General features: G+C 72.2%; 21 protein-coding genes. 7 read left to right on the plus strand and 14 right to left on the minus strand.

Annotated features, from left to right (window positions below):
* The 7 genes from LIP_RS11175 to LIP_RS11205 form a co-directional block, all read right to left on the minus strand.
* A complete protein-coding gene (locus LIP_RS11175; RefSeq protein ID WP_068138291.1) occupies window positions 1–375 on the minus strand; it encodes a dimethylsulfonioproprionate lyase family protein in 375 nt (124 codons plus the stop codon).
* A 27-nt stretch (window positions 376–402) separates the two neighbouring features.
* Window positions 403–1,485, minus strand: coding sequence for a Gfo/Idh/MocA family protein (locus tag LIP_RS11180; RefSeq protein ID WP_068138294.1), 1,083 nt, complete (start codon window positions 1,483–1,485; stop codon window positions 403–405).
* A 57-nt stretch (window positions 1,486–1,542) separates the two neighbouring features.
* Window positions 1,543–2,367, minus strand: coding sequence for an IclR family transcriptional regulator (locus LIP_RS11185; protein ID WP_068138297.1), 825 nt, complete (start codon window positions 2,365–2,367; stop codon window positions 1,543–1,545).
* Between the two features lie 389 nt (window positions 2,368–2,756).
* Window positions 2,757–3,842: an NAD(P)/FAD-dependent oxidoreductase gene (locus LIP_RS11190; protein WP_082726226.1), complete on the minus strand. Its 1,086-nt coding sequence runs from the start codon at window positions 3,840–3,842 to the stop codon at window positions 2,757–2,759.
* Between the two features lie 67 nt (window positions 3,843–3,909).
* Window positions 3,910–4,590: a protein disulfide oxidoreductase gene (gene pdo / locus LIP_RS11195; protein ID WP_068138300.1), complete on the minus strand. Its 681-nt coding sequence runs from the start codon at window positions 4,588–4,590 to the stop codon at window positions 3,910–3,912.
* 298 nt (window positions 4,591–4,888) lie between these two features.
* Window positions 4,889–5,569, minus strand: a complete 681-nt coding sequence (locus tag LIP_RS11200; protein WP_158509662.1) for a DsbA family protein — start codon at window positions 5,567–5,569, stop codon at window positions 4,889–4,891.
* A gap of 103 nt (window positions 5,570–5,672) precedes the next feature.
* A complete protein-coding gene (locus LIP_RS11205; protein ID WP_068138315.1) occupies window positions 5,673–6,425 on the minus strand; it encodes an SIR2 family NAD-dependent protein deacylase in 753 nt (250 codons plus the stop codon).
* A 197-nt stretch (window positions 6,426–6,622) separates the two neighbouring features.
* Here LIP_RS11205 and LIP_RS11210 point away from each other — a divergent pair, with 197 nt between their 5' ends.
* A complete protein-coding gene (locus LIP_RS11210; RefSeq protein WP_068138318.1) occupies window positions 6,623–6,931 on the plus strand; it encodes a hypothetical protein in 309 nt (102 codons plus the stop codon).
* A gap of 100 nt (window positions 6,932–7,031) precedes the next feature.
* Here LIP_RS11210 and LIP_RS11215 read toward each other — a convergent pair whose 3' ends face one another.
* The 4 genes from LIP_RS11215 to LIP_RS11230 all read right to left on the minus strand — a co-directional run bounded on the left by LIP_RS11215 (window position 7,032) and on the right by LIP_RS11230 (window position 10,632).
* Window positions 7,032–7,538: an OmpH family outer membrane protein gene (locus LIP_RS11215; RefSeq protein WP_068138320.1), complete on the minus strand. Its 507-nt coding sequence runs from the start codon at window positions 7,536–7,538 to the stop codon at window positions 7,032–7,034.
* Window positions 7,539–7,923: 385 nt separating this feature from the next.
* Window positions 7,924–8,745 (minus strand): tyrosine-protein phosphatase, encoded by an 822-nt coding sequence (locus LIP_RS11220; RefSeq protein ID WP_068138327.1) that lies wholly within the window; start codon window positions 8,743–8,745, stop codon window positions 7,924–7,926.
* 83 nt (window positions 8,746–8,828) lie between these two features.
* Window positions 8,829–9,512: a CpsD/CapB family tyrosine-protein kinase gene (locus LIP_RS11225; protein ID WP_068138330.1), complete on the minus strand. Its 684-nt coding sequence runs from the start codon at window positions 9,510–9,512 to the stop codon at window positions 8,829–8,831.
* A complete protein-coding gene (locus tag LIP_RS11230; RefSeq protein ID WP_068138332.1) occupies window positions 9,502–10,632 on the minus strand; it encodes a Wzz/FepE/Etk N-terminal domain-containing protein in 1,131 nt (376 codons plus the stop codon). The genes LIP_RS11225 and LIP_RS11230 overlap by 11 nt, the downstream gene beginning before the upstream one ends.
* Window positions 10,633–11,204: 572 nt before the next feature.
* Here LIP_RS11230 and LIP_RS11235 point away from each other — a divergent pair.
* Together LIP_RS11235 and LIP_RS11240 are read left to right on the plus strand one after the other, a co-directional pair.
* Window positions 11,205–12,368, plus strand: a complete 1,164-nt coding sequence (locus LIP_RS11235; protein ID WP_198409510.1) for a saccharopine dehydrogenase family protein — start codon at window positions 11,205–11,207, stop codon at window positions 12,366–12,368.
* 268 nt (window positions 12,369–12,636) lie between these two features.
* Window positions 12,637–13,353, plus strand: a complete 717-nt coding sequence (locus tag LIP_RS11240; protein ID WP_068138344.1) for an HAD family hydrolase — start codon at window positions 12,637–12,639, stop codon at window positions 13,351–13,353.
* Between the two features lie 49 nt (window positions 13,354–13,402).
* Here LIP_RS11240 and LIP_RS11245 read toward each other — a convergent pair whose 3' ends face one another.
* Window positions 13,403–14,563, minus strand: a complete 1,161-nt coding sequence (locus LIP_RS11245) for an alpha/beta hydrolase fold domain-containing protein (RefSeq protein ID WP_068138348.1) — start codon at window positions 14,561–14,563, stop codon at window positions 13,403–13,405.
* A 337-nt stretch (window positions 14,564–14,900) separates the two neighbouring features.
* Here LIP_RS11245 and LIP_RS11250 point away from each other — a divergent pair, with 337 nt between their 5' ends.
* The 3 genes from LIP_RS11250 (at window position 14,901) to LIP_RS11260 (ending at window position 16,269) form a co-directional block, all read left to right on the plus strand.
* Window positions 14,901–15,611, plus strand: coding sequence for a queuosine precursor transporter (locus LIP_RS11250; protein WP_068141924.1), 711 nt, complete (start codon window positions 14,901–14,903; stop codon window positions 15,609–15,611).
* Between the two features lie 90 nt (window positions 15,612–15,701).
* The gene (locus tag LIP_RS11255) at window positions 15,702–15,980 is read left to right on the plus strand and encodes a ferritin-like domain-containing protein (RefSeq protein ID WP_068138350.1); all 279 of its coding nucleotides are present in this window, start codon (window positions 15,702–15,704) and stop codon (window positions 15,978–15,980) included.
* A gap of 31 nt (window positions 15,981–16,011) precedes the next feature.
* A complete protein-coding gene (locus tag LIP_RS11260) occupies window positions 16,012–16,269 on the plus strand; it encodes a ferritin-like domain-containing protein (RefSeq protein ID WP_068138353.1) in 258 nt (85 codons plus the stop codon).
* A gap of 72 nt (window positions 16,270–16,341) precedes the next feature.
* Here the strand turns inward: LIP_RS11260 and LIP_RS11265 are convergent, their stop codons facing one another.
* Window positions 16,342–17,646: an MFS transporter gene (locus tag LIP_RS11265; RefSeq protein ID WP_068138357.1), complete on the minus strand. Its 1,305-nt coding sequence runs from the start codon at window positions 17,644–17,646 to the stop codon at window positions 16,342–16,344.
* 6 nt (window positions 17,647–17,652) lie between these two features.
* Window positions 17,653–18,909, minus strand: a complete 1,257-nt coding sequence (locus tag LIP_RS11270; RefSeq protein WP_068138360.1) for an alpha/beta hydrolase family protein — start codon at window positions 18,907–18,909, stop codon at window positions 17,653–17,655.
* Window positions 18,910–19,240: 331 nt separating this feature from the next.
* On the opposite strand from LIP_RS11270, the gene LIP_RS11275 reads away from it, so the two are divergent.
* Window positions 19,241–20,971: a thiamine pyrophosphate-binding protein gene (locus LIP_RS11275; protein WP_068138361.1), complete on the plus strand. Its 1,731-nt coding sequence runs from the start codon at window positions 19,241–19,243 to the stop codon at window positions 20,969–20,971.
* Window positions 20,972–20,978 lie beyond the last annotated feature (7 nt).

Genomic DNA, 20,978 nt, shown 5'->3' on the forward strand with positions numbered 1-20,978 from the left:
CTAGAGCTCCCCCTCCCGCTCCTGGGCCCAGTGGGAGACCACGCCTTTGGGCGCGTAGACGAAGACCATGACCATCTCCGCCTCCCCGGTGTTTCTGAGCTCGTGCGGCTTCCCCGGCGGCAGGTAGATCGCGGTGACCCCCTCGACGGGCTCCACCTCGTCCCCCACCTGGATCTCGCCGCGCCCTGAGAGCACCAGGTAGACCTCCTCCTGCTCATGGTCGTGCAGGGGTACCTTGCCCCCCGGGTGGATGGAGACGTACCCTTCCACGAAGTGCTCCGCCTCCAGCGGCCCATTGGGCCCCACCAGGACCCGGGTGCGCCGCCCGGCGGGGAACTCCTCGCCCGGTATCTCCTGCAACCGCACCAGGTGCATCGCTTGCGCCTCCTCCGTCGGCCGCCATCACCCGAGGGTGCGGGCGTACGCCTCCTCGATCAGCTCCTGCGTTCGCACCGCGTCGTTCCAGTCGGGGCGGACGGGCTTGCGGGTGGCGATGCCCTCAAGGAACTGACGCAGCTGCTCCTGGAAGGGGTTGACCCGCTCCAGGAGGAGCTCGGTCCAGCCCTGCTCGTTGTTCACCTGCTCGATGGTGGGGTCGAAGCGGAAGAGGGGCGTCTCTTCGGACTTCTGGATCCAGAGACGGTGGAAGTTGAAAAGGAGGCTCCCCTTCTCCCCGTCGATCTGGAAGGTGGGAACGGCCTCGTGCTTCCGGCGCACCCAGCTCGCGAAGACGTCGGCGATGGCGCCTCCCCGCAGCCGGGCCAGGACCGCCCCCGTGTCCTCCACCTCCACCGGGAATCGCTCGCCCCCCGGACCCGTCCGCTCGGGGAAGAAGGTGCCGGTGACGGCCGCGATCTGCTCCACGGGCGCGACCCAGTACTCCAGGAGGTCGAAGAAGTGCGCCATCATGTCGTGGACGATGCCGCCGCCGGCCTCTTCCTTCTGGTAGAACCAGGCCGGGCGGTTGGCCAGGTCGGGGGGGACGAAGTAGCCGAAGACGGCACGTACGTGGAAGATCCGCCCGAGCTCGCCCCTCTGCAGGATCTCCTTGGCCCGCGCCGGCCCGGCTTGGAAGCGCATGTTCTGGACGATGCCGTGGTGAACCCCGGCCTGCACCGCCTGGTCGCGCAGCCGCCTCGCCTCATCCAGATGCGCCGTGAGCGGCTTTTCGGTGTAGACGTGCTTGCCGGCCTCGATCGCCGCGCGAAGCGTGGGGTAGTGAAGGCTATTGACCAGGCAGTTGTCGACCACGTGGACGCCGGGGTCGTTCAGGATCGCATCGTAGTCCATCTGCACCTGCACGTCGGGGAAGGTGGCTGCGAGCGCCCGGGCCTTCTCCTCGTTCCGGCCGTGGACCACGAGCTTCCCCACCTGGAACGGAGCGTCCTCACGAAACCGGTTGGTCGTGCGGAGTGCGTCCAGGGCGGCCAGGTGGATCTGGGCCATCCGGCCCGTCGCCAGCACCGCCACGCCGATCTCAGGCATGCCGTCACCCCTCGCGTTTATCGTCGTCCCAGGGTCTCGGCCCCGATGGGCCCCTGCTCAGCCCAGGGTGGTACCCTGCGCCTGCCGTGAGGGCTCCGCCAGGTCCGGCCGGTACCCGCACCGCTCGGAGATGCGGAGGGCGGTCTCCTTCACCCACGGGACCATCTGCTCCAGGTGCTCGGGCGAGGTCCGGAACACAGGCACCGTCACACTGATGGCCGCCTTCACCCGCCCCGAGAAGTCTCGCACCGGAGCGCCGATGCACGTGATGCCCTCTTCGTGCTCCTCCCGGTCAAAGGCGACCCCTTCCCGGCGCACCTCGTCCAGGGCCTGTTCCAGCAGCAGGTAGTCGGTCAACGTGTTTTTCGTGTAGGGCTTCATGCCCCAGCGGGCGATGATGCGCCGCCGCTCCGCTGCGGGAAGGTCGGCCAGGAGCACCTTCCCCACCGCCGTGCAGTGGAGCGGGACCCGCCGCCCGATGCGCGAGTAGAGCCGGATGGCCTGCGCGCCCTCGATCTTGTCCACGTAGACAGCCTGCCCCTCGTCCAGGACGCACAGATGGACCGTCTCGTCCGTCCGTTGGGCGAGTTGCTCCAGCAGGGGGCGGGCCCGTACCGGGATCTGGAGCCGCTCCTGCACGGCGCTCCCCAGCTCCAGGAGCCGCAAGCCAAGGCGGTACCTCTGGGTTTCGGAATCCCGCTCCACCAACCTCAGGTCGGTGAGGGTCATGAGGATCCGCAGCGCCGTAGGCTTGGTGATCCCCAGCATCTCGGAGATCTCCTTGAGGGTCAGGTCCCGGTCCCCCGCGGCCGCGAGCAGATCCACCACCTGGGCCGCCGTCCGCAGCGTGCCGATCCGTTGCGTTCCGCCTGCCTTCCGCACCGATGCGGTCGCCTCCTGCGTGCGCCATCTCGGGGGACTCTCGGACGCAAGCCGTTGCAGCAAGGGCTCCGCCCGCCCATCTGCCAGACTCACGTAACCTTGTTTCATCTTTCCACATTGTCTTTTCGCTGCTCGACGGCTGTTTCCTTCAAGGTCGTCCCGGGTGACGCGCCGCGGCGCCGCACGTCCGGATCCCTGTGGTTCCAGCAGCACGGGGCGCGCAGACCATGAACGTGAAATATCGTTGCGGGAAGGATGCGGGAGCCTGGTCTCAAGCGCGGTCCTGCCGGGCCTGGCGCAGGCGCCCCGGGCACCGGCACCCAGCCCGGCAGGATGAAAGGCAAGCGGTATGAAGCGTGGGCGGGTCGAGGCCTTGCCGGCGCCCAAGCTCACCACATGGAACGAATCTCCTTGCGCCCCCGCAGCGAGCGCTCCACGGCCAGGGCGGCCATCACCCCATCGGCCGCGGCGAAGACGGCCTGGCGCACCCGGTGGCAGGTGAGGTCGCCCACCACGAAGACGCCCGGGATGGAGCTCTCCATCTCGTCGTTGACCCGCACGCACCCTTCGGGCGTCCGCTCGGGCCCCTGCCCTGCCTGGAAGAAGTCGAGGATCGGCTGGTTGCCCTGCAGGTAGACGAAGGCACCCTCGACGGGCAGCACATCTTCCCCACCGGGCCCCGCCAGGCGGAGCCCCGTCACCTTGCCGTCGCCCACGATCTCCCGGACCTTGACGCCCTCGCGCCAGATCACCTTGGGATGGCGGCGGAGCTCCTCCAGCTCCTCCTGGGGCGCCCGCACCCGGCGGCCCCTGGGAATGAAGTAGAGGGGGTCGGCGAAGCGGGTGAGGAACCGGGCTTCCTCCACCGCCTCCTCGTTGTCGCCGATGACCGCCACGGGCCGGCCCTGGAAGAAGGCGGCGTCGCAGGTGGCACAGTAGCTCACGCCCTTGCCCAGGAACTGCTCCTCACCGGCGATGGAGGCCTTGCGGCCCATGGCTCCCGTGGCGACGATGAGCCTGCGAGCCCGGAGGCCCCGCTTGGTGGTGACCACGTCCATGGGCTCCATCGCCGGGTCCACGGTGAGCACCGTCTCCTGAAGCACCCGGGCGCCGAAGCCCTCGGCCTGCTTCCGCATGATCCCCAGGAGCTCCACGCCCGAGATGGGCCCCGGCACGCCGGGATAGTTCTCGATTCTTTCCGTGAGCCCCAGCGCGCCGGCGTAGGCCGACTTGTCGATCACCACCGTGCGGAGGCCGGCCCGGGCGGTGTAGACGGCAGCCGAGAGACCGGCGGGGCCCCCTCCGATGATGGCCACGTCGACCGGCTCGCTCTCCTCGATGAGGCCGTCCCCGCCGTCGTCACCGGCCAGCGGGCCGAGGCCGAGGCCGAGATCGAGCGGGGCGACGCCCGCGGGGAGGCCGTCGGGCGCGACGGTCTCCTCCAACGTCCTGTCGAATCCGTTCTCCGTGCGCATGCGTGGCTCCCTCCAGACGGTTTCCGGCGCGCGCTCCAGTCCCCCGCGCCGGCCGGGGTGCCTGACGTCAGGCCTTCACGGCCGCGGCCCGCATGAGGGCGTCCACGAACATCTCCTCGGGGAGGGCGCCCTCGATCTCCTCCACGTCGTTGATCACCGTCTTGGGCACGCCGTAGACGTTGTACTTGCCCGCCCAGTCGGGGAACTCGGTGGCTTCCACCATGTCGGCCCGCACCCTGGGGCTCTCGATGGCGAACTGGTGGGCCAGGCGGACGGCCTTGGGGCAGTAGGGGCACGTGGGCGTCACGAAGACCTGGAAGTGGGCATCGGCCGCCAGGGTCTGAAGGGTCTCCTTGGTCTTGGCCGAAAGACGCGTCTCACCCTTGGATACGTCCACCAGGTCGTCCATGAGCGAGCGGAACTCATACCCCGCCGGGATCCCGTAGAAGCGGATGCCGTAGTCGGTCTCCGCGGGGCCCAGCAGCACCGTGGCCGGGATCTCGTGGATACCGTAGGCCTCGAAGAGCTCGTCGTCGGTGCCCTGGCGGAGCACCCGCACCGAGAGCTTGTCGGAGAGACCGGCCACGGCCTCGATCAGCTCCAGCGTCTCTTTCAGGTAGGGATTCTTCCGCTCGGCCAGCTCGTCCCCCTCGGCCGCGGTGAAGAGGAGCATCTCCACCGGATTCTCGAGGTTCTCCTCGAAGAAGCTGCGGACGTACTGGGCGTCCTTCTCACTCAGCAGCGACAATCTCGCGTTCCCCCTTGGTCTCTGCGCCCGCCTCGGGCGCCTGCCGGATACGCTCGGGCGCCGGCGTGTGTTACCGATGTGTTACGGGGCGCTATCGATGTTCTACCCATACCCCTATTAGGTATATACACGTTGGGCGCGCCTTCGTCAAGGGGTAACCTGGCCGTCGGCCGGTTCGGGCATGCACCGGACCCGGTGCCGGACGGTGACCCGGGGGTAGGTGTGAGGGGCGATCCCCCGGGGCATGGCGCGCCGGGGGCGTGCCATGCGCGGCTCGGGATCGCGTTGCGGCCTGCGTTCAGGAACCGGTCTGTGCCAGCTTCCGGTCGATGAGGGCGAAGAAATCGGCGGCCTCGGGCACGCCTTCGAGCTTCTGGTCCCCCACGAGCACCGTGGGCGTCACCCGCACGCCGTCCTCCTCGATGGCCAGGCGCCGCACCCGGCCCAGGGTGTCACGGTAACGCCCGGCGGCCAGGCACGCGTCGACGGCCTCGGCGTTCGCGCCGATCTCGCGCGCCATGGTGGCCAGGTTCTCGCGGGTGTACTGGGAGCCGGAGGTGTGCAGCTCCTCAAAGACACGACGCTGGAAGGGCCAGAAGAGAGCCGGGTCCTGGTCGCCCACGCAGGCCCCGGCCTGGGCGGCGAGGATGGAGCCGGGGCCCAGGAAGGCCATGGGACGGTAGACGAGCCGCACCTTGCCCGTCTTCACGTAGCGCTCCACCAGCTCGGGTTCTACCTCCAAGGCGAAGGTGCCGCAGTGGGGGCAGCTGAAGTCCACGTAGGTCACCACGGTGAGGGGGGCGTCGGGCGAGCCCAGAACCTCCTCCACCGCCTCCCAGCCGGCCGCCTGCCCGGGGCGGGACACACTGAAGAGGAGGCCGGCCGCCGCCGCCACCAGCACGATCGCCGCGGCCCACCAGAAACGCCGAGAGGCAGGCCCCCCGCCCCGCCGGTTCTTCCTCCTGCTCACCTGGCTCACGTCCATCGCCTCCCACGCCGGGTCCCGCTCCGGCCGGATGCCTTCCTTCGGCTGACGGGAATGGTTGTCCGCGTGGGTCCGCTTTTCCTGCCGAGGCGCGCCCTCATGCCAGGCCGAGACGTCGCGCCAGGCCGGTCAGGACCTGGCCAGCCGGTTCCCTCAGGAGCCAGCGGGCCTGGTCGTCGTAGGGGGTGGGATCCAAGTTGACCACGGCCAGGGGCGCGCCGGCCAGGAGGGCCTGACCGGGCAGGCTCGCGGCGGGCGCCACCTGGAGCGAGCTGCCCACCACCAGGAAGAGGCGGCAGCTCTCCGCGGCCCGGAAGGCCCTCTCGGCAGCCTCCTCGGGAAGGAGCTCGCCGAAAAGGACCACGTCGGGCCGCAGCGGGCCGCCGCAGTGGCGGCAGGCGGGCCGGTCGTGGAGCCCGTGGACCTCCTCCAGCAGCCGCTCCGGGCGGTCCTTGCGGCCGCACCGCTGGCAGCGGGTGTGGGCCATGGAGCCGTGGAGCTCGATCACGTCCTGGGCTCCGGCCGCCTGGTGGAGCCCGTCCACGTTCTGGGTGATGAGCGCCGCTAGCAGGCCCGCCTGCTGGAATCGGGCCAGGGCCAGGTGGGCCTGGTTCGGTCGTGCCTCCTGCAAGGCGCGCACCCGGGCCGCGTAGAAGGCGTAGAACTCCTCGGGCCACGCCTCCATGCCGTGGGGGGTGCCCAGCTCCTGCGGGTGGCGCTTCCAGAGTCCCTGCGACGACCGGTAGTCGGGGATCCCCGATTCGGTGCTGCACCCGGCGCCCGTCAGGACCGCGACGCCACCTCTCCCCAGGGCCTCCGCCAGGGAGTCCAGGTCGTCCGGTGCTGCCATCGTACGTCGCCTCCGAGCAGGTACGGGAGTTGGGGTCGGCGGGAAGGGGGCGGAACGAGCGTCGCACTCGGTGTCGGCCCGCGTCCTTCAAGGAGATGTTATCCTCCGGACCGGCCAGGTCCTGCCCCGGGCGCGGCGGGCGATCACCTTCCCGGCGGTGGGGGCGTACCCTGGGGAGGCCGGGAGGTGGAGGCAGCTTGGATCTGATCGAGCAGGCCGGCCTCGCGCAGCGGGGCCGGACGTTGAAGAGCCGCTGGGATCGGGTGGGGCGCGAGCTGGCATCTTTGGTGGCCGACCAGCGCCGGGTGGAGGAGCTGGGCCCCGGGGCCCGCCGGCTCCTTCAGGCGGGGCGGCGGGCCCTGGGGGAGCTGAGGGCGGGCGTCCGGGACGTGGAGCGGCGTGCTCCGGGCCCGGCTCGCGCCTCCCTCTCAGACCTGAGCGCCCTGCTGGAGGAGACGGAACGGCTCCTACAGGACGTGGAGGGGCGCCTGCCGCCGGAAGGCTGAGGGCGGCAGGCACCCGCCGGCGGTTGCCGCCGCGGCCGGTGCGGTCGAGTTCACCGTCGATCGGGCGCGCCGACCACGGCCGGCTCCGGCACCCCGACCGCTACTTCTGGACTCCGAGCGCCTTCAGCACGTCGGGCGTCAGGTCCACGCCGCCCTGGATGACCACGTCCTTGCGCAGCACGAGCTGAAGCCCCTGCTTCTGGGCCTGGTCCGCCACGATCTGCTGCACCTCGGCGATGTACTTGGCCTCCAGTTCCTTCAAGGCCGCGGTCTTCTCGTCCAGGCGCTGCTGGTACTGCTGGAAGAGCTCCTGCTTCTTGGCGTCGTCCATGCCCTTGCTCTTTTCGTCGAACTCCTTCTGGAGGTCGTCCTGCATCTGCTGCAGCTCGCCCACGGGCTCCTGGAGCTTGGGTTGCAGGTAGCCGGTCTGGACCTGCGCCCAATCCACGAAGCCCACGCCCGAGGTGTTCTGGGCCTCGCTCGCGGTGCCGCCGCGCAGGAAGAGGACCGCCGCCAGGGCCACGATCAGCACGAGTCCGACGCTCACCACCGTGGGGGGCCGCCGGGCCAGCCGGCGCACCCGTGCCGGAAAAGACGTGGTGTTCAAAGGAATCACCCTCCTATCGGGCTCACGAAGGGCATTATAACAGGCCGTCTCCTGGAAGCCAAATGCGCGCCCGAGGTCGGACATGCCGTCAGCATCGGCATTTCCGTGAACGCCAGAGGGTTTGCAAACAATTTACAGATGCCTTGCGGGAGATTGGAACGGCCCGGGAGTTCCAAAGGTGGGGATCAGCGGTCCGCGTGGAAGGAGGTGGCCCGACCTCGGAGGGAGGCCGACGCGCTCAGGCCGTCGCTCCGGCGGGCGGATACCGACGGGCGATCCGCCAGCACCCGCGACGAGGGCGCACCCGGAAGCCCCCTTGGAAGCACCCCCGGGGCCACCAGGATCAAGGAGATCAGGAGCCAGACGGGGGTGCGTGGTACGGCCTTTACCAAAGCATCCTGTGGCGCACCGCGTGCCCCCACCGCCGCAGCGTCCGACCCAGGCCTCGGCGGCGGGGCCGGGCCGGTCCCACCGGGACCGTGGTTGGGAGCGGTTCCCCGGCCACGATGCGGGCCGGCGCCTCCTCGGTCATCCAGAGGGCGGCCTCGGGGCCGGCCAGCTCCACCACCCGGGCCCGGGCGGCCTTCATCACGGGGGGCCGCCTCTCCGGCGAGTGGCCGTCGCTCGCCATCAGGTGTGCCAGGCCCCGCAGCACGAAGGTCTCGGCGGTCATGAGACTCGCCCGGCCGAACTGGCCCAGCAGGCTTCCGCCGGTGATCTGCAGCAACACCCCGCGATCGAGCAGGGGGTGGACCAGCGACGGATTCCGCTGGAAGGCGGGGTGCCGCTCGGGATGCGCCAGAATCGGATGATAGCCTTCCAGCTGCAGCTCGAAGAGACGCTCCTCGAAACCGTAGGGGATCTCGTCCCCGGCCAGCTCCACCAGCACGTAGGGGCCGTCCGCAAGCGGCAAGGCCTCGCGGCGCCGCAGCCTTTCCGGCACGTCCACGCTGAAGAGCACCTCGCTCCCCAGCAGCACCTGAAGCGGAATCCGCCGTTCGTCCAGGGCGACTCGCAGTTCGTTCAGCCGGTCGGTAAGCTGCTCCACGCTTGGACGGTAGGGGTAGCCGCCCGGCTGCATGTGCGGCGTGGTCACCACCACCCGCGTGCCGCTGGCCGCCGCCGTCTCGGCCATCCGGACTGCATCGTCCAGGGTGGCAGGACCGTCATCCACACCGGGCAGCAGGTGCGCATGCAGGTCGATCACGGCTCTGTCTCCTCTCCCCCTGTTTCTCCCCCGTCCTCGTTCGGAGACACGGCTCTCCTTGCCATACTCGGCCGCCGTCTCTTTCAGGCGCGGCCGTAGTAGTACCCGTACCCGTAGCTGTGCCGGCGCTGGCGCACCCGATTGGCCACGCACCCTACCACCCGGGCCCGCACCTGCTCCAGCGCCCGTCGGGCGGCCTCCAGTGAGGGCCGCCGGTCGCGTCCCACCGAAGCCACCACCAGCGCCCCGTCCAGCCGGGCCGCCAGGATGGCCCCGTCGCTTGCCACCCCGAGAGGCGGTGTATCGTAGATCACGGCCTCGTAGCGATCGCGCAGCTCCAGCATCAACCGCTTCATAGCCTCCGAGCTCAGCAATCCGGCCGGGTTGGGCGGAAGGGGACCGGGTCCCAGGAAGGCGAGCCCGTCCACCGGGGTGGCCTGCAAGGCGTCGTCCAGGGAGACCTTGCCCATGAGCACGTTGGTCACCCCGGGGCTCACGCGTGCACCCAGGGGTCCGGCCAGGCTGGGATGGCGGAAGTCCCCGTCCACCAGGCAGGTGCGCGTCCCCGACTGGGCCAGGGTGGCCGCAAGGTTGAGGGCCACGGTGCTCTTGCCGGCCCCGGGCTCCGCGCTGACCACGGCAAGCTGGCGGGCCGGCCGGTCCACCTGGGCGAATTCCAGGTTGGTCATGAGGGTCCGGTATGCCTCGGCGGCCGCCGAACCCCCCACCAGCGCCGCGAGGCGCGGTCCTCCTCGATCAGGACTCACGGCCGCGTCCCTCCCCCGTGACCGCCCGCTGGCTCGACGGGAGCCCGTAGCCATCCGCGGGCTGCAAGGTACCCGCAGGCGCTCCCCGGCCGACCAGGCCCCGTTCAACCTGGGCTCCCCCGGCGGCCCCTTCACCCCAGGCCCGGGCCCTCCCCCCATGAGCGGCTCCCACACCCTCGGAGGCCGTCGGCTCGGAGACCATCTCCTCGGGGACCTGGGCGAGCAGCGGCGCGCCCAGGATCTCCTCCAGCTCCCGCGGGCTCCTGAGGCGGACGTCGAAGAACTCCAGCGCGAAGGCCAGGGCCAGGCCCGCGAAGCCGGCCAGCACCACGGCGACGGCCAGGTTGAGACTCAGGCGGGGGCGCACGGGCGCCTGGGGCGGTACCGCCGCGTCGATGACCTGCACGGGTGAGCTCTGCACGGCCAGGCGCATGCGGATCTCTTCCTGCTGCCGCAGGAGGTTCCCGTACAGGTCTTCCAGCACACGGCGCTCCCGCTGCATCTCCGCGTCGCCTCCGCGAGGCTCCTCGCCGGTGGCCGCCCGTGCCTCCAGCCCCGCCAGGTCCTGCCGGACCCGTTCCAGCTGCGCGGCGGTGAAGGCGCCGGCGGCCTTCAGGTCGTCCCGAGTGGCGCCCATCATCGCTTGCTCCAGCGCCCGCACCATGGCGTTGGCCAGGGCCGCGGCCGCCGCGGGCGAAACCGCTTCCGCCTGGACCCGCAGCATGGGCGTATTCCCCACCCGGCGGGCGGAGACCCGGTCCTTCAGCCCGGCGTCGGTCCCCGCCGGCGCACCGGGCAGGTCGGAGGCGCCACCCGAGGCGGCCAGATCCTCGGCCGCCGCCTGCGCGAGCTGGCGCGACTGGAGCATTTCCAGGGCGGTTTCCACCGACAACACCGTGCCGGACTTCTGCAGGTTCATCACGGCCAGACCGGGCGAGTCGGCGCGGATCAGAACCGTGGCCTCGGCCTGGTACACGGGCTCCATGGACCGGGTGACCACCAACGAGGCCACCGCCGCCAGGAGGACCAGGGTGATCACGACCCACTTGCGCCGCCAGAGGACCTCCAGGTAGGCGCGCAGGTCGATCTCGTCATCGTAGCGTTCGGCGTTATCGGGCACCGATGGGCCTCCTTCATCCAGATCGGCTCCGATCCCCGGAGGAGACGGTCAGGCAGAAAGGTCTTGAGAAGGGCGCGTACCGTGACGACAAGGAAGAGGTAGAAGGTTTCTGCTGCATCGCCTGCCGACCCCGCGCCCGGGTCGAACGGATGCCCACCGCTCAGGCCCGTGGCGTAACGACACGAAGCGCCGGTCGGGTGGAACCGCCCGAGACCGCCCAGCCGGGTCCACATCCGGTGCCCCACGACACCGACCCCCGGTTCAGGTCCCTTGACCGCCCAGCCACCGGCACGCTCATTCGCCAGCACCTTTCGCTCCTCCCGCTGGACGTTCCTTCCAGGTTCGCGTTCGCTTGCACGCTTTTTACGTCGCGGGGAAAACTGCGGGCCAATGGAAGGCCTCCTGATCCCCAGCCCCGGCACCCCCGTCGCTCCTCCCACGTTTGCCTCCGTACCTGGAAACGCCAGGGGAATGACTTTTCGCTGGCGAATAACAGTACACAAGTATGGACCTTTCGCGTCTCGCCCGTGGACGTCAAGGCCAAGCCCGCCGGCGGGAGGCGGCCGAGGGGGATGGCGATGCGCGTCCTGGTGCTGGGAGCCGCCGGCGACATGGGGAGCCGGGCCGTGCGAGAGCTGGCCCGGGAGGCTTCGGTGGACGAGATCGGCCTTGCGGATCGGAACGTGGCCGCCGCGCAGGCGCTTGCGGCCGAGCTTCCGTCCGGTAGGGCCCGTCCCATGCCGCTGGATGCCCGGGACGCCAGCGCCCTGCGCTCGGCCCTGGCGGGGTGGGACGTGGCGGCTTCGGCCCTGGGTCCTTTTTACCTCTTCGAGGCGCCGGCGGTACGGGCGGCCATCCAGGCCGGGGTCCCCTACGTGAGCCTCTGCGACGACCACGACGCGGCCCAGGCCGCCCTCGCTCTGCACCCCACGGCCCGCGAGCGGGGGGTCACGGTGGTGACGGGGATGGGCTGGACCCCCGGCCTCAGCAACCTTCTCGCCCGGCGGGCCGCCGGCCTGCTGGATCGCGCCCTTCGGGTCCGGATCGCCTGGGCGGGCGCTGCCAGCGACTCCAAGGGCTATGCGGTGATCCTGCACACCATGCACATGCTCACCGGCCAGGTCCCCACCTTCCGGGATCGGCGGTACGTACTGGTGCCGGCGGGCTCGGAGCCGGAGGTGCTCCCCTTTCCCGAGCCCCTGGGGCAGGTGAAGGTGGCCCACGTGGGCCATCCCGAGCCGGTCACCCTGCCCCGCTCCCTCCCCGGGGTGGAAGAGGTCTCCCTGCGGGGAGGGTTGAGCGAGGCCTTCCTCAACTGGCTCGCCACGGCCCTGGCCCGGGGGGGCCTCACCCGCTCCGCCCGGGGGAAGGCGCTCCTGGGATCCACCGTGAAGCCGCTCCTGCCCTTGTTGGAGCGGATCGGCCCCGCGGGCGCCTCCTTCTCGGGGCTTCACGTGGTGGTGGAAGGCGTCTTGCGGGAGAAGCCGACCCGCGTCACCGTGCGGGCCATCGGCCACATGGCGGACCTGACGGGGGTCCCCCTGGCGGTGGCCGCGCTCCTTCTGGGCTCGGGGGAAGCCCGCCTGCCGGGCGTCCACGCCCCCGAGGCCCCGGGCCTCTTCGACGCGGACGCCGTGCTCCGGAACTTGGCCGGCCGGGGCCTCTCCCTCGAGGAGCCGGTGATCGAGGCCCTACGGGACCGTGCGGGCGCCCCAGCGTCCCCGGCCCGGCGTTGACCGGCGCTGCGCCGAGCCCGTGCGGGGAACCCGCACCGGCTCCTCCTGGGAAACCCACTCGGCCCTGGGGCCCCGCATTGAGATCTGAGCACGGGCGGGGCCTTCCATCGGCGCCGTCCGGACCGCTGGGGGCCGGCCGGGCGGGAGACCTCCGCCGGCCCCTTTTCGCGCGCCGGCCGGGCGGGGGCAGGAACGGCGGCCCCCGGCCGTGAACCATGGCCAGGTAGGCCGGCCGTGAGGCATCCGGGCCGGCTGCGGGAGGCTTTCCATGAAGCCCTACCTCTTCTTCGACGCCGGCGGTACCGTCATCTTCCCCGACTTCGCCCGGGTGGCCGGCGCCCTGGAGTCCGCCGGGCGGACGACGGACCCGGACGCCCTCTTCCGCGCCTTCGGCCGGGCGCTCTACGAGGCCGACCTTCCGCCCGAGGCGGCTCCTCCCGGCGGCTTCTACCCGCGGGGGTTCTACGCGGCCCTGCTGGAGCGGGTCGGGGTGCCTCCCGCAGAGGCGACCCGCCTGGGCGGCAGCCTGCGGGAGGATCCGGCCGAGCTGGGGTGGGCCGCCACCTTCCCCTGGGTGGAGGCCGCCCTGCACGAGCTGAGGGGGCAGGGGTACAGGATGTCGGTCATCTCCAACTCCGACGGGCGCGTGGCCGAGCGGCTGGCGCACGCGGGGCTGGACGGCTACTTCGACCGGATCTACGACTCGGCCCTGGTGGGATACGAGAAGCCGGATCCGCGCATCTTCCAGCAGGCTCTCGACGAGCTGGACCTGGCGCCCTCGGAGTGCCTGCACGTGGGCGACCTCTACCACTTCGACGTGCTGGGCGCGAATCGGGCCGGGGTCGCGGCGATCCTGCTGGATCCCTTCGGGCTCAGCAGCGGGCGGCCGGGCCTGCGGATCCCCACCGTGGCCGACTATCCCCGCTTCCTGGCCGGTATCGACGGGCTCGCGGCGCCGGCCTTCCACCCCCTGGCCGGACGCTGACGCCGGCTGATGCCTGCCGCGCCCGCTGCCCGCCGGCCGCAGCCTCGCGCTACCACCGCACGATGGCGGCCTCGTTCACCCGCCGCCCGTCGCTCCAGCGCCCCATGGACCGGACGGCCTCGTCGTTGCCCAGCACGTACTCGCACCAGCGCGCCTCGAAGGTGCAGGCCATGAGGGCGTCCACCAGCTTCCAGTAGCCGTGGTGATCCAGGGCGTCGACGCTCCCCTCCAAGACGTCGGAGAGGAGGGTGTCGGGCTCCTCCTGGGTTTGGGCCCAGCGGCCGCCGGGAGCCTGCGGCGCCGTGTGGTTGGCGCTGAGCCGGGGCGTGCCGTAGTCGTCGGAGACCAACCGCACCGCGTTGCGGCGGTCGTCGGGAATCTGGGCGAGCCGCTCCCAGAGAGCCCGGGCGTAGCGCTCGCCCGCCAGGATGTCTTGGTCGCCCACCACCAGCAGCAGGCGGGTGGAGGCGGGGATCGCCTCGTAGCTGGCGCGCATGAGCTTGCCGGGCAGGTCCAGGCCAGGCCAAGGGCTCACGTCCGCGGGGTTGAGCAGCGCCATGGCGGCGGGCCGGGGCAGATCGCCCGCCTGGGCCTCGGCCGCGAGGTTGGCGGCCATCACCGCCCCCAGCGAGTGGCCCACGAAGACGACCCGGTCCAGGTCCGGCCGCACGTGGCCGGGACGGGCCAGCTCCTGAAGCGCCGCCTCCGTGGCCGCCGCGGCTGCGTCCATCATGGCCGACGGGGAAGACGTGAGGCTCTCCTGGTACCGGGGGTAGACGACCACGGCGCCCTTCCGCACCAGGTGCTCGATCCAGGCGCCGTAGGTGCGGGGGTCCACGTTGCGCCACCCGTGCAGGAAGAGCACCAGAGGGGCGGAGCGGGGCCGCGGGGCGTCGGGCTCGAAGAGCCAGAAGGCCTGGGCGCCTTCGCCGTGGCGGCTGGCCTCCACCCTTCCGTAGAGGTAGTCGGACCCGCCGGGCCCCCGGGACGGCTGCTCGGGCGGCCGGACCTGCCCGGCGGCCAGGGCGGTTCCCCATACGGTGGCCGCCAGGGCGAGGACGCCGAGGAGGGCAACCAGACGGGCAGTGAGGCGGGCGCGACCCCCGCCGGCGCGAGCCCGGAGGCCTGTGCGGCCGGCGAGCCTTCGGGGGCGGGCGCTGCGGGCGCGCCGCCGGTTGCGCGGGGATGGGCACGGGAGAACGGAGTCCATGGAGCAACGCCTCCTGCACGGCCGCCGGTTCGTGCCGGCGGGGTCGTCCTGCTCGGGCACCGCCTTCACTTCGGCGGCTCTCCCCCGGATCCCTGGGGAAGGACCGGCCAAGGCGGGTGGAACTCCCGGGTGGACCGCTCGGCAACAGGGGCGAAGCCGGGGTGTGGGTGGCCGGGGGCACAGCTGGGGGCGCAGCCGCGGGCCGTCACGGGGCTCGCCTGCGGCACGTCCGAGGGCGCGTCCCGGTGCTTGGCAGGAGGTCCCTGGGCGTGGGAGAATGGGAGCGAACGGGCGGTGCCGGGGCCCGCCCGGGTCGGGAGGGGTTCCCTTGGCCAACGTGCCCAACGAGGTCTTGTGGCTGCTTTTCGCCTCGGTCGACCTGTCCATCGTGCTGCTGCTCTACCGGTACTTCGGGCGGGCGGGGCTCTACGCGGCCATCGTCACCGGCACCATCGTCAGCAACGTGCAGGTGGTGAAGACCGTCACCCTCTTCGGCCTCCAGGCCACCTTGGGGAACATCACCTATGCCGGCCTCTTCTTCGCCACCGACGTGCTGAGCGAGCGATACGGCAAGCGGGAGGCGCTGCAGGGGGTGGCCCTGGGCTTCATCAGCCTGATCTCGTTCACAGCGGCCATGCAGTGGGCCCTGCTGCTGCGCCCCGCTCCCGGGGACTTTGCCCAGCCCGCCATGGCCACCCTCTTCGGCCTGCTGCCGCGGGTGGCCGCGGCGAGCCTGCTGGCCTACGCCGTCTCCCAGACCCTGGACGTCCACCTCTTCCACGCGATCCTGGAGCGCACGGGCAGGCGGCGCCTTTGGCTGCGGAACAACGGGTCCACCTGGACCTCCCAGGCGGTGGACTCCGTCCTCTTCGTGCTGGGCGCCTTCGCCGGCGTGATGCCCTGGACCACGCTGGCCCAGATCCTGCTCACCACCTACCTGCTCAAGGTGATCGTGGCCGCCCTGGACACCTTCTTCATCTACCTGGCGGTGCGGATCGGCCCCCACCCCGAGCCGCCCCCCGAGCTGCCCGGAGAGGGCGAAGCCTGAGCGCGAGGGCCCCTCGATCCTACCGCTGTCTTCCTTGGAAGCGCATAGCCTGCCAGCGTAGGGATGAGGAGTTCTCGGGAGGGAGCCCCCGTGTCGAACGCCTGGCCGCAGCTCCTGGAGCAGGCTTTGGTCCGGCAGGAACGGGCGGTCGATCGCTACCAGCGCTGGCGGCAGGCGGCCGCCACGCCCGAGCTGGGCCGGCTGCTCGATGAGATCGCCCGGCAGGAGGCCGAGCACTTGGAGTTCCTCCGCCACGTGGAGGCCGGCGACTGGCGCAGCTACCTCAACCGGCGTCCCGGCACCTTCCAGCCCGCCCCCGACCGCTCCCGGGAGCTCCTGGTCTGGACGTTCCCCGAGCCCGACGCCTAGGCTCGGAACGTCCGGGAAGGAGGTGGACGCGGTGGAGTTCATGCAGTCGCCCCAGGACATCGCCGAGGCGATCCAGGACGAGCTCGGCGCGGTCTCCATGTACGCCCGCATGGCGTCGGAGGCCGGCGATCCCGTGCTTCGGGCCATCCTTCTCAACATCGCCGGCGACGAGTACGGCCACGCCCGGGTCTTCATGACCATGCAGGAGATGATGCGCACCATGGGCGCCCCCGGGGGAGCGCCGGCGGCCGACCAGGGTACTCCCGCGGAGTGGGCGGCCGGGCGGTGACGGCGGTCGCCCCCGGACGGGGCCGCCCGCCGTTCAGCACCGTTCCGGCTCGCCCGCCCGAAGCGATCGGCCTCACCCGTCCCGCCCCGGACCCCGCCCAGCCGCCTGGCGCCCCGGCCAGCGGTCCAGGTGAGCGAAGGTGGCCCGCCAGAAGAGGAGGCTGAAGGTGGCCGCCGCCAGCACCAGCCCGCCGGCCACGAAGGCAGCCTCCAGGCCTGCGGCCTCTGCGACGGCCCCGAAGAGGACGGGACTGGTGAACTGGGCGAGCCGGTTCCCGGTCAGGCGCATGCCCAGGGCCAGTCCCCGCTCCTCCTCGGCCACGGTCTCGGCCACCGCCAGCATGCTGAGGGGATGCACCAGCCCGATCCCGACGCCCAGGGCCACCGAGGCCAGGGCGAGGCCCAGGGGCTCCCGGGTCCAGGGGGTGATCCCCACCGCCGCAGCGCCCAGGAGCATGGAGCCGAAGACGGTCCGGAAGCGCCCGCCCGCCGCCGCCACGATCCGGACCATGAACGGGCGGACGGACATGGAGGCCAGCGCCCGCAAGGAGAGGAGCGAGCCCACCAGGGTGGCCGGGTACCCCAGGTTCTGCACGTAAAGCGGGTAGAAGCCCTGCCGTGCCCCCATGGCGAAGTTGATGCTGAAGCTGGCCACCACCGCCAGCCGCACGCCCCCGATTCCGGCGATGCGGCGGATCGCACTGCCCCTGGCCGCGCGCGGAGCGCTCCGGACCTCGCCGGGCGGCTCGGCCTCCGCGAGGCGCGCCTCTCCCCCAGGGGCGCCCGCCTCCGAACGGCGGGGGACGTCGTGCACGGCGAAACCCACCGCCAGGGGCAGGAGCCCGAGGAACGCGGCGATCCGGAAGCTGGGCCCGTAGCCCAGCGCGTCGGCCAGGACGCCACCCACCAGCGGGCCCACCAGCTGCCCCGCGGAGACCAGGGTGGTGTACCAGCCCAGCTGGGCCTCCCGCTCGACGCCGCGGGCCAGGGAGGTCGCGTACGTCTGCCCGGCCACGATCACCAGGAGCTGGGAAAGGCCCACCCCCGCCTGGGTCACCACCAGCACCGGCAGGCTCGGCCAGGCCCCCACCGCCGCGAGCCCCACGGCGATCCCCAGGGAGCCCCAGAGGAAGATCCGCCGGGAGCCGACACGATCCACGAGCGCCCCTGCGGGCACCGCAAGCAAGAGCGGCACCAGGGCGTACGCGCCCACCACCGCGCCGACCTCGGCCGCACGCGCCCCCAGGTGGACCGCGAGCAAGGGCACCAGGGGACGGGTCAAGGTGATCACCACGAAGCTGAGCCCCGTGGCCAGCGACATGACGCGAAGGTGCGCCCAGCCGGCCCCCTCGGCCTGCGGCTGCTCGATCCGTCTCAACGGAGCCTACGCCCCCAGAGCGCTGCCGGCTGCCGGGGCGCCGGGACCGTCCTCGGCCGCTCCTCGGGGCTCGCCGGCGGCCGGCGCCTGCCTGAGGATCCACAGGGCGACGGCCTCGATGACCTCGGGCTGGACCTGCCGGGGCCACCGGTAGGTCGTGGAGGGCGAGGGATCCGGGCCCCACGCGAACCGGTGATTCAGCTCGGCGTACAGGCGAAGCTCGACGTCCCGGCGCCCCGCGAGCGCCTGGCGCCACCGGTCCAGCTCCGACGGGGGGACCTGCTCGTCCCTGCCGCCCTGCAGGATCAGCATGGGCTGCAGGTACTGCACCGCCTGGCGGAGGGGATTCCTTTGCCGCAGGTCCACGAAGTAGCGCGAGGGCCCCAGGAAGGTCTGCGCCGGGTCGGTCTTGCCCTGGCGGAACTGCTCCACGGCGGCCCGGGCCCGCTCGAGCTGGGCGCTCTCCGTCAAGGTGAGGCGGCCGTCGGCGCTGAAGGAGGCTTCCAGCTGCTGCCGCACCAGCTCGTCCAAAGGTGTCGCGAAGGGTGCCAGCAGCACGGCGCCGGCGGCGCCGGCCCGCCGGGCGATCTCGGGGGCCAGGGTGGCGCCCAGGCCGTGCCCCAGGATGAAGACCGGCCCCACCCCCTCCTGCTCCCGAAGGAGGCTGGCGGCGGAGAGGGCGTCGGCGATGACCTCTTCCTCCACCGTGATGGCGTTGCCGTCCATCTTGGGGCCGTAGACGGCGGTCCGCTTGTCGAAGCGGAGGGAGGCGATGCCCCGCCGGCCCAGCCCCCGGGCCAGGTCGCGGAAGGGCCTGTCGGGGCCGGCCGTCTCGTCCCGGTCGTAGGGACCGAAGTCCGCCACCAGCACCACGCCCGGGAAGGGCCCGGGCCTGTCGGGCAGGGTGAGGGTTCCCTCCAGAAGCCAGGGCTCCTCGCCCACCGTCACCGTCTCCTCGCGAAAGGAGACCTCTGCGGGTAGAGCGGGCGGCCCCGTCTCTTCGGGCCCTGGGGGACCAGGCTCGGCGGCTTCGGACGGTTCGGGCCCGGCGGAATCCGCAGCTTCGGGCTGGGCAGAACCCGGCAGTCCGGGCTCCACGGGGTCGGCTGGGTCAGGACCCGCAGGGTCGGCGGCCGCGTGCGCGTGCGGGGCCGGCGCGCCCGGCCAGAACCCCAGACCCCGCATCATGCCCGGCGGCATCGCCAGGAAGAGTACGACCACCAGGAACAGGCGCACCCAGGCCGTCCGGGTTCGAGGCAGCATCGGCATCCCTCCGACTCCCTTCGATTTCAGTTTCGAGATCCGCCGCCTGGCTCCTGGCCTTCGCCCCGGCTACATCCAGACTCGGGTCAGGCGGGCCCGCGGGCTCCAGGCCCCTACCTGGCCGCGGCCCCACACCTCGTTCCGCGACCGCGGGCAGGGATCGCCCGACACATGGTGAATTCGCTCTATTGCCACGACAAGGCTCCCGGGCTCGGCCGAGGGTTCCCGGCACGGCGGCGGCCCGCCGGTGGAACCCTTTCGAACCGACGCCGGGCCAGGATGGGCGAGGAGCCAGGACAGACGCAGGGCCGGGACGGACGCGGAGGCAGCGATGACCGGACACGGCGGGCGCCTGGTGGCGCGGGTCTTGCGAAACCACGGGGCGGAGGTCCTCTTCACCCTCTGCGGCGGCCACATCCAGGCCATCTACGACGGCTGCCTGGACGAGGGCATCCGGGTGGTGGACCTGCGGCACGAGCAGTCGGCGGTCTTCGCGGCCGACGCCTGGAGCCGCCTCACGGGGCGGGTCGGCGCGGCCGCGGTCACCGCGGGCCCCGGGGTGACCAACGCGATCACCGCCGTGGCCAACGCCTGGCGGGCCCAGAGCCCGGTGGTGGTCCTGGGGGGCGCCGCGCCCCAGCCCCTGATGGGCAAGGGCGCCCTTCAGGAGGCGGACCTGGTGCCCGTCCTCGCGCCCATCAGCAAGGCAAGCTACCGCATCACCCGGGCCGATCGCCTGGCGGACCAGCTCGACGAAGCCTTCCGCCTGGCGGCCGAAGGGGTCCCCGGGCCCGTCTACGTCGAGGTGCCCGTCGACCTGCTCTTCGACTCCGCTCCCCTCCCCGACCCGCTCCCGCTGGCCCCCCGCACCCCTCTGGCATCTTTCGGTCCCGGCCGCCTGGCGGGCCACACCCCCCTGGCCCCAGACCCCGAGGCGGTCGCCCAAGCGGTGCACCTCCTCGAGGGTTCCCGAAGTCCCGTCGCCCTGGTGGGGAGCCAGCTCCGCTGGCACGGCGATCCGGACCTGCTGGCCCGCTGGGCCCAGCGCTTCCAGCTCCCCGTCTACCTGAACGGCATGGCCCGGGGCGCCCTGCCTCAGGACAGCCCCCACCTCTTCGCCCGCACCCGCAAGGCGGCCCTGGCCGAAGCCGACGTGGCGGTGGTGGTGGGCACGCCCCTGGACTTCCGCCTGGGCTACGGCCAGTCTCCCGTCTGGGACGCCCGCACCCGCCTGATCCGTATCGACCTGGATCCGGCCCAGCTCCACCGCAACCGCCGGGCCGACGCCGCCCTGGCCGCCGACGCGGGTGCGGCCCTGGCCGCCATGCTGGACGCGGCGGCCTCAACTGTTGGGGGCCCCTGCCCTTCCGCCCCGGCCCCGAGCGTTTCGGGCTCCGACACGCCCCCGGCGGCAAGGGCCCGCTGGCTCGAGCGCCTGCGCCGGCAGGAGGAGGAGAAGGCGGCCGGCATGGAGTCCTCCCTCCGCTCCACCCGAACGCCCCTGGATCCCCTGCGGGTGGCGGCCGAGGTGGACGCGGCGCTGGAACCCGGCAGCGTGGTGGTGGGCGACGGGGGCGACTTCGTGGCCACGGCTGCGGCGGTGGTCCAGCCCCGGCGCTGGCCCGGCGGCTGGCTGGATCCGGGCCCCCTGGGGACCCTGGGCATCGGAACGGGCTTCGCGGTGGCGGCCCGCCTGGCCTTCCCCGAGAGCCCGGTGCTGGCCCTCTTCGGCGACGGGAGCGTGGGCTTCAACCTGGCGGACTTCGAGGCCGCCGCCCGTCAGGGCCTCCCCTTCGTGGCGGTAGTGGGGAACGACGGCGCCTGGACCCAGATCCGCCGGGGCCAGGTGCAGATGTACGGGGCCGAGCGGGCGGTGGCCACAGGGCTCACCCGGGCCCGCTACGAGCGCGCGGTGGAGGCCCTGGGCGGCTGGGGCGCCTGGGTGGAGCGTCCCGACGAGCTCGCCCCTGCCCTGCGCCAGGCGCTGGCTTCGGGGCGGCCGGCCCTGGTCAACGTGGCCATCGCACCAGGCAGCTTCCGGGCCGGGGCCATCTCCATCTGACGCAGCC

The organism is Limnochorda pilosa (genome assembly GCF_001544015.1).
Taxonomy (GTDB): Bacteria; Bacillota; Limnochordia; order Limnochordales; family Limnochordaceae; genus Limnochorda; species Limnochorda pilosa.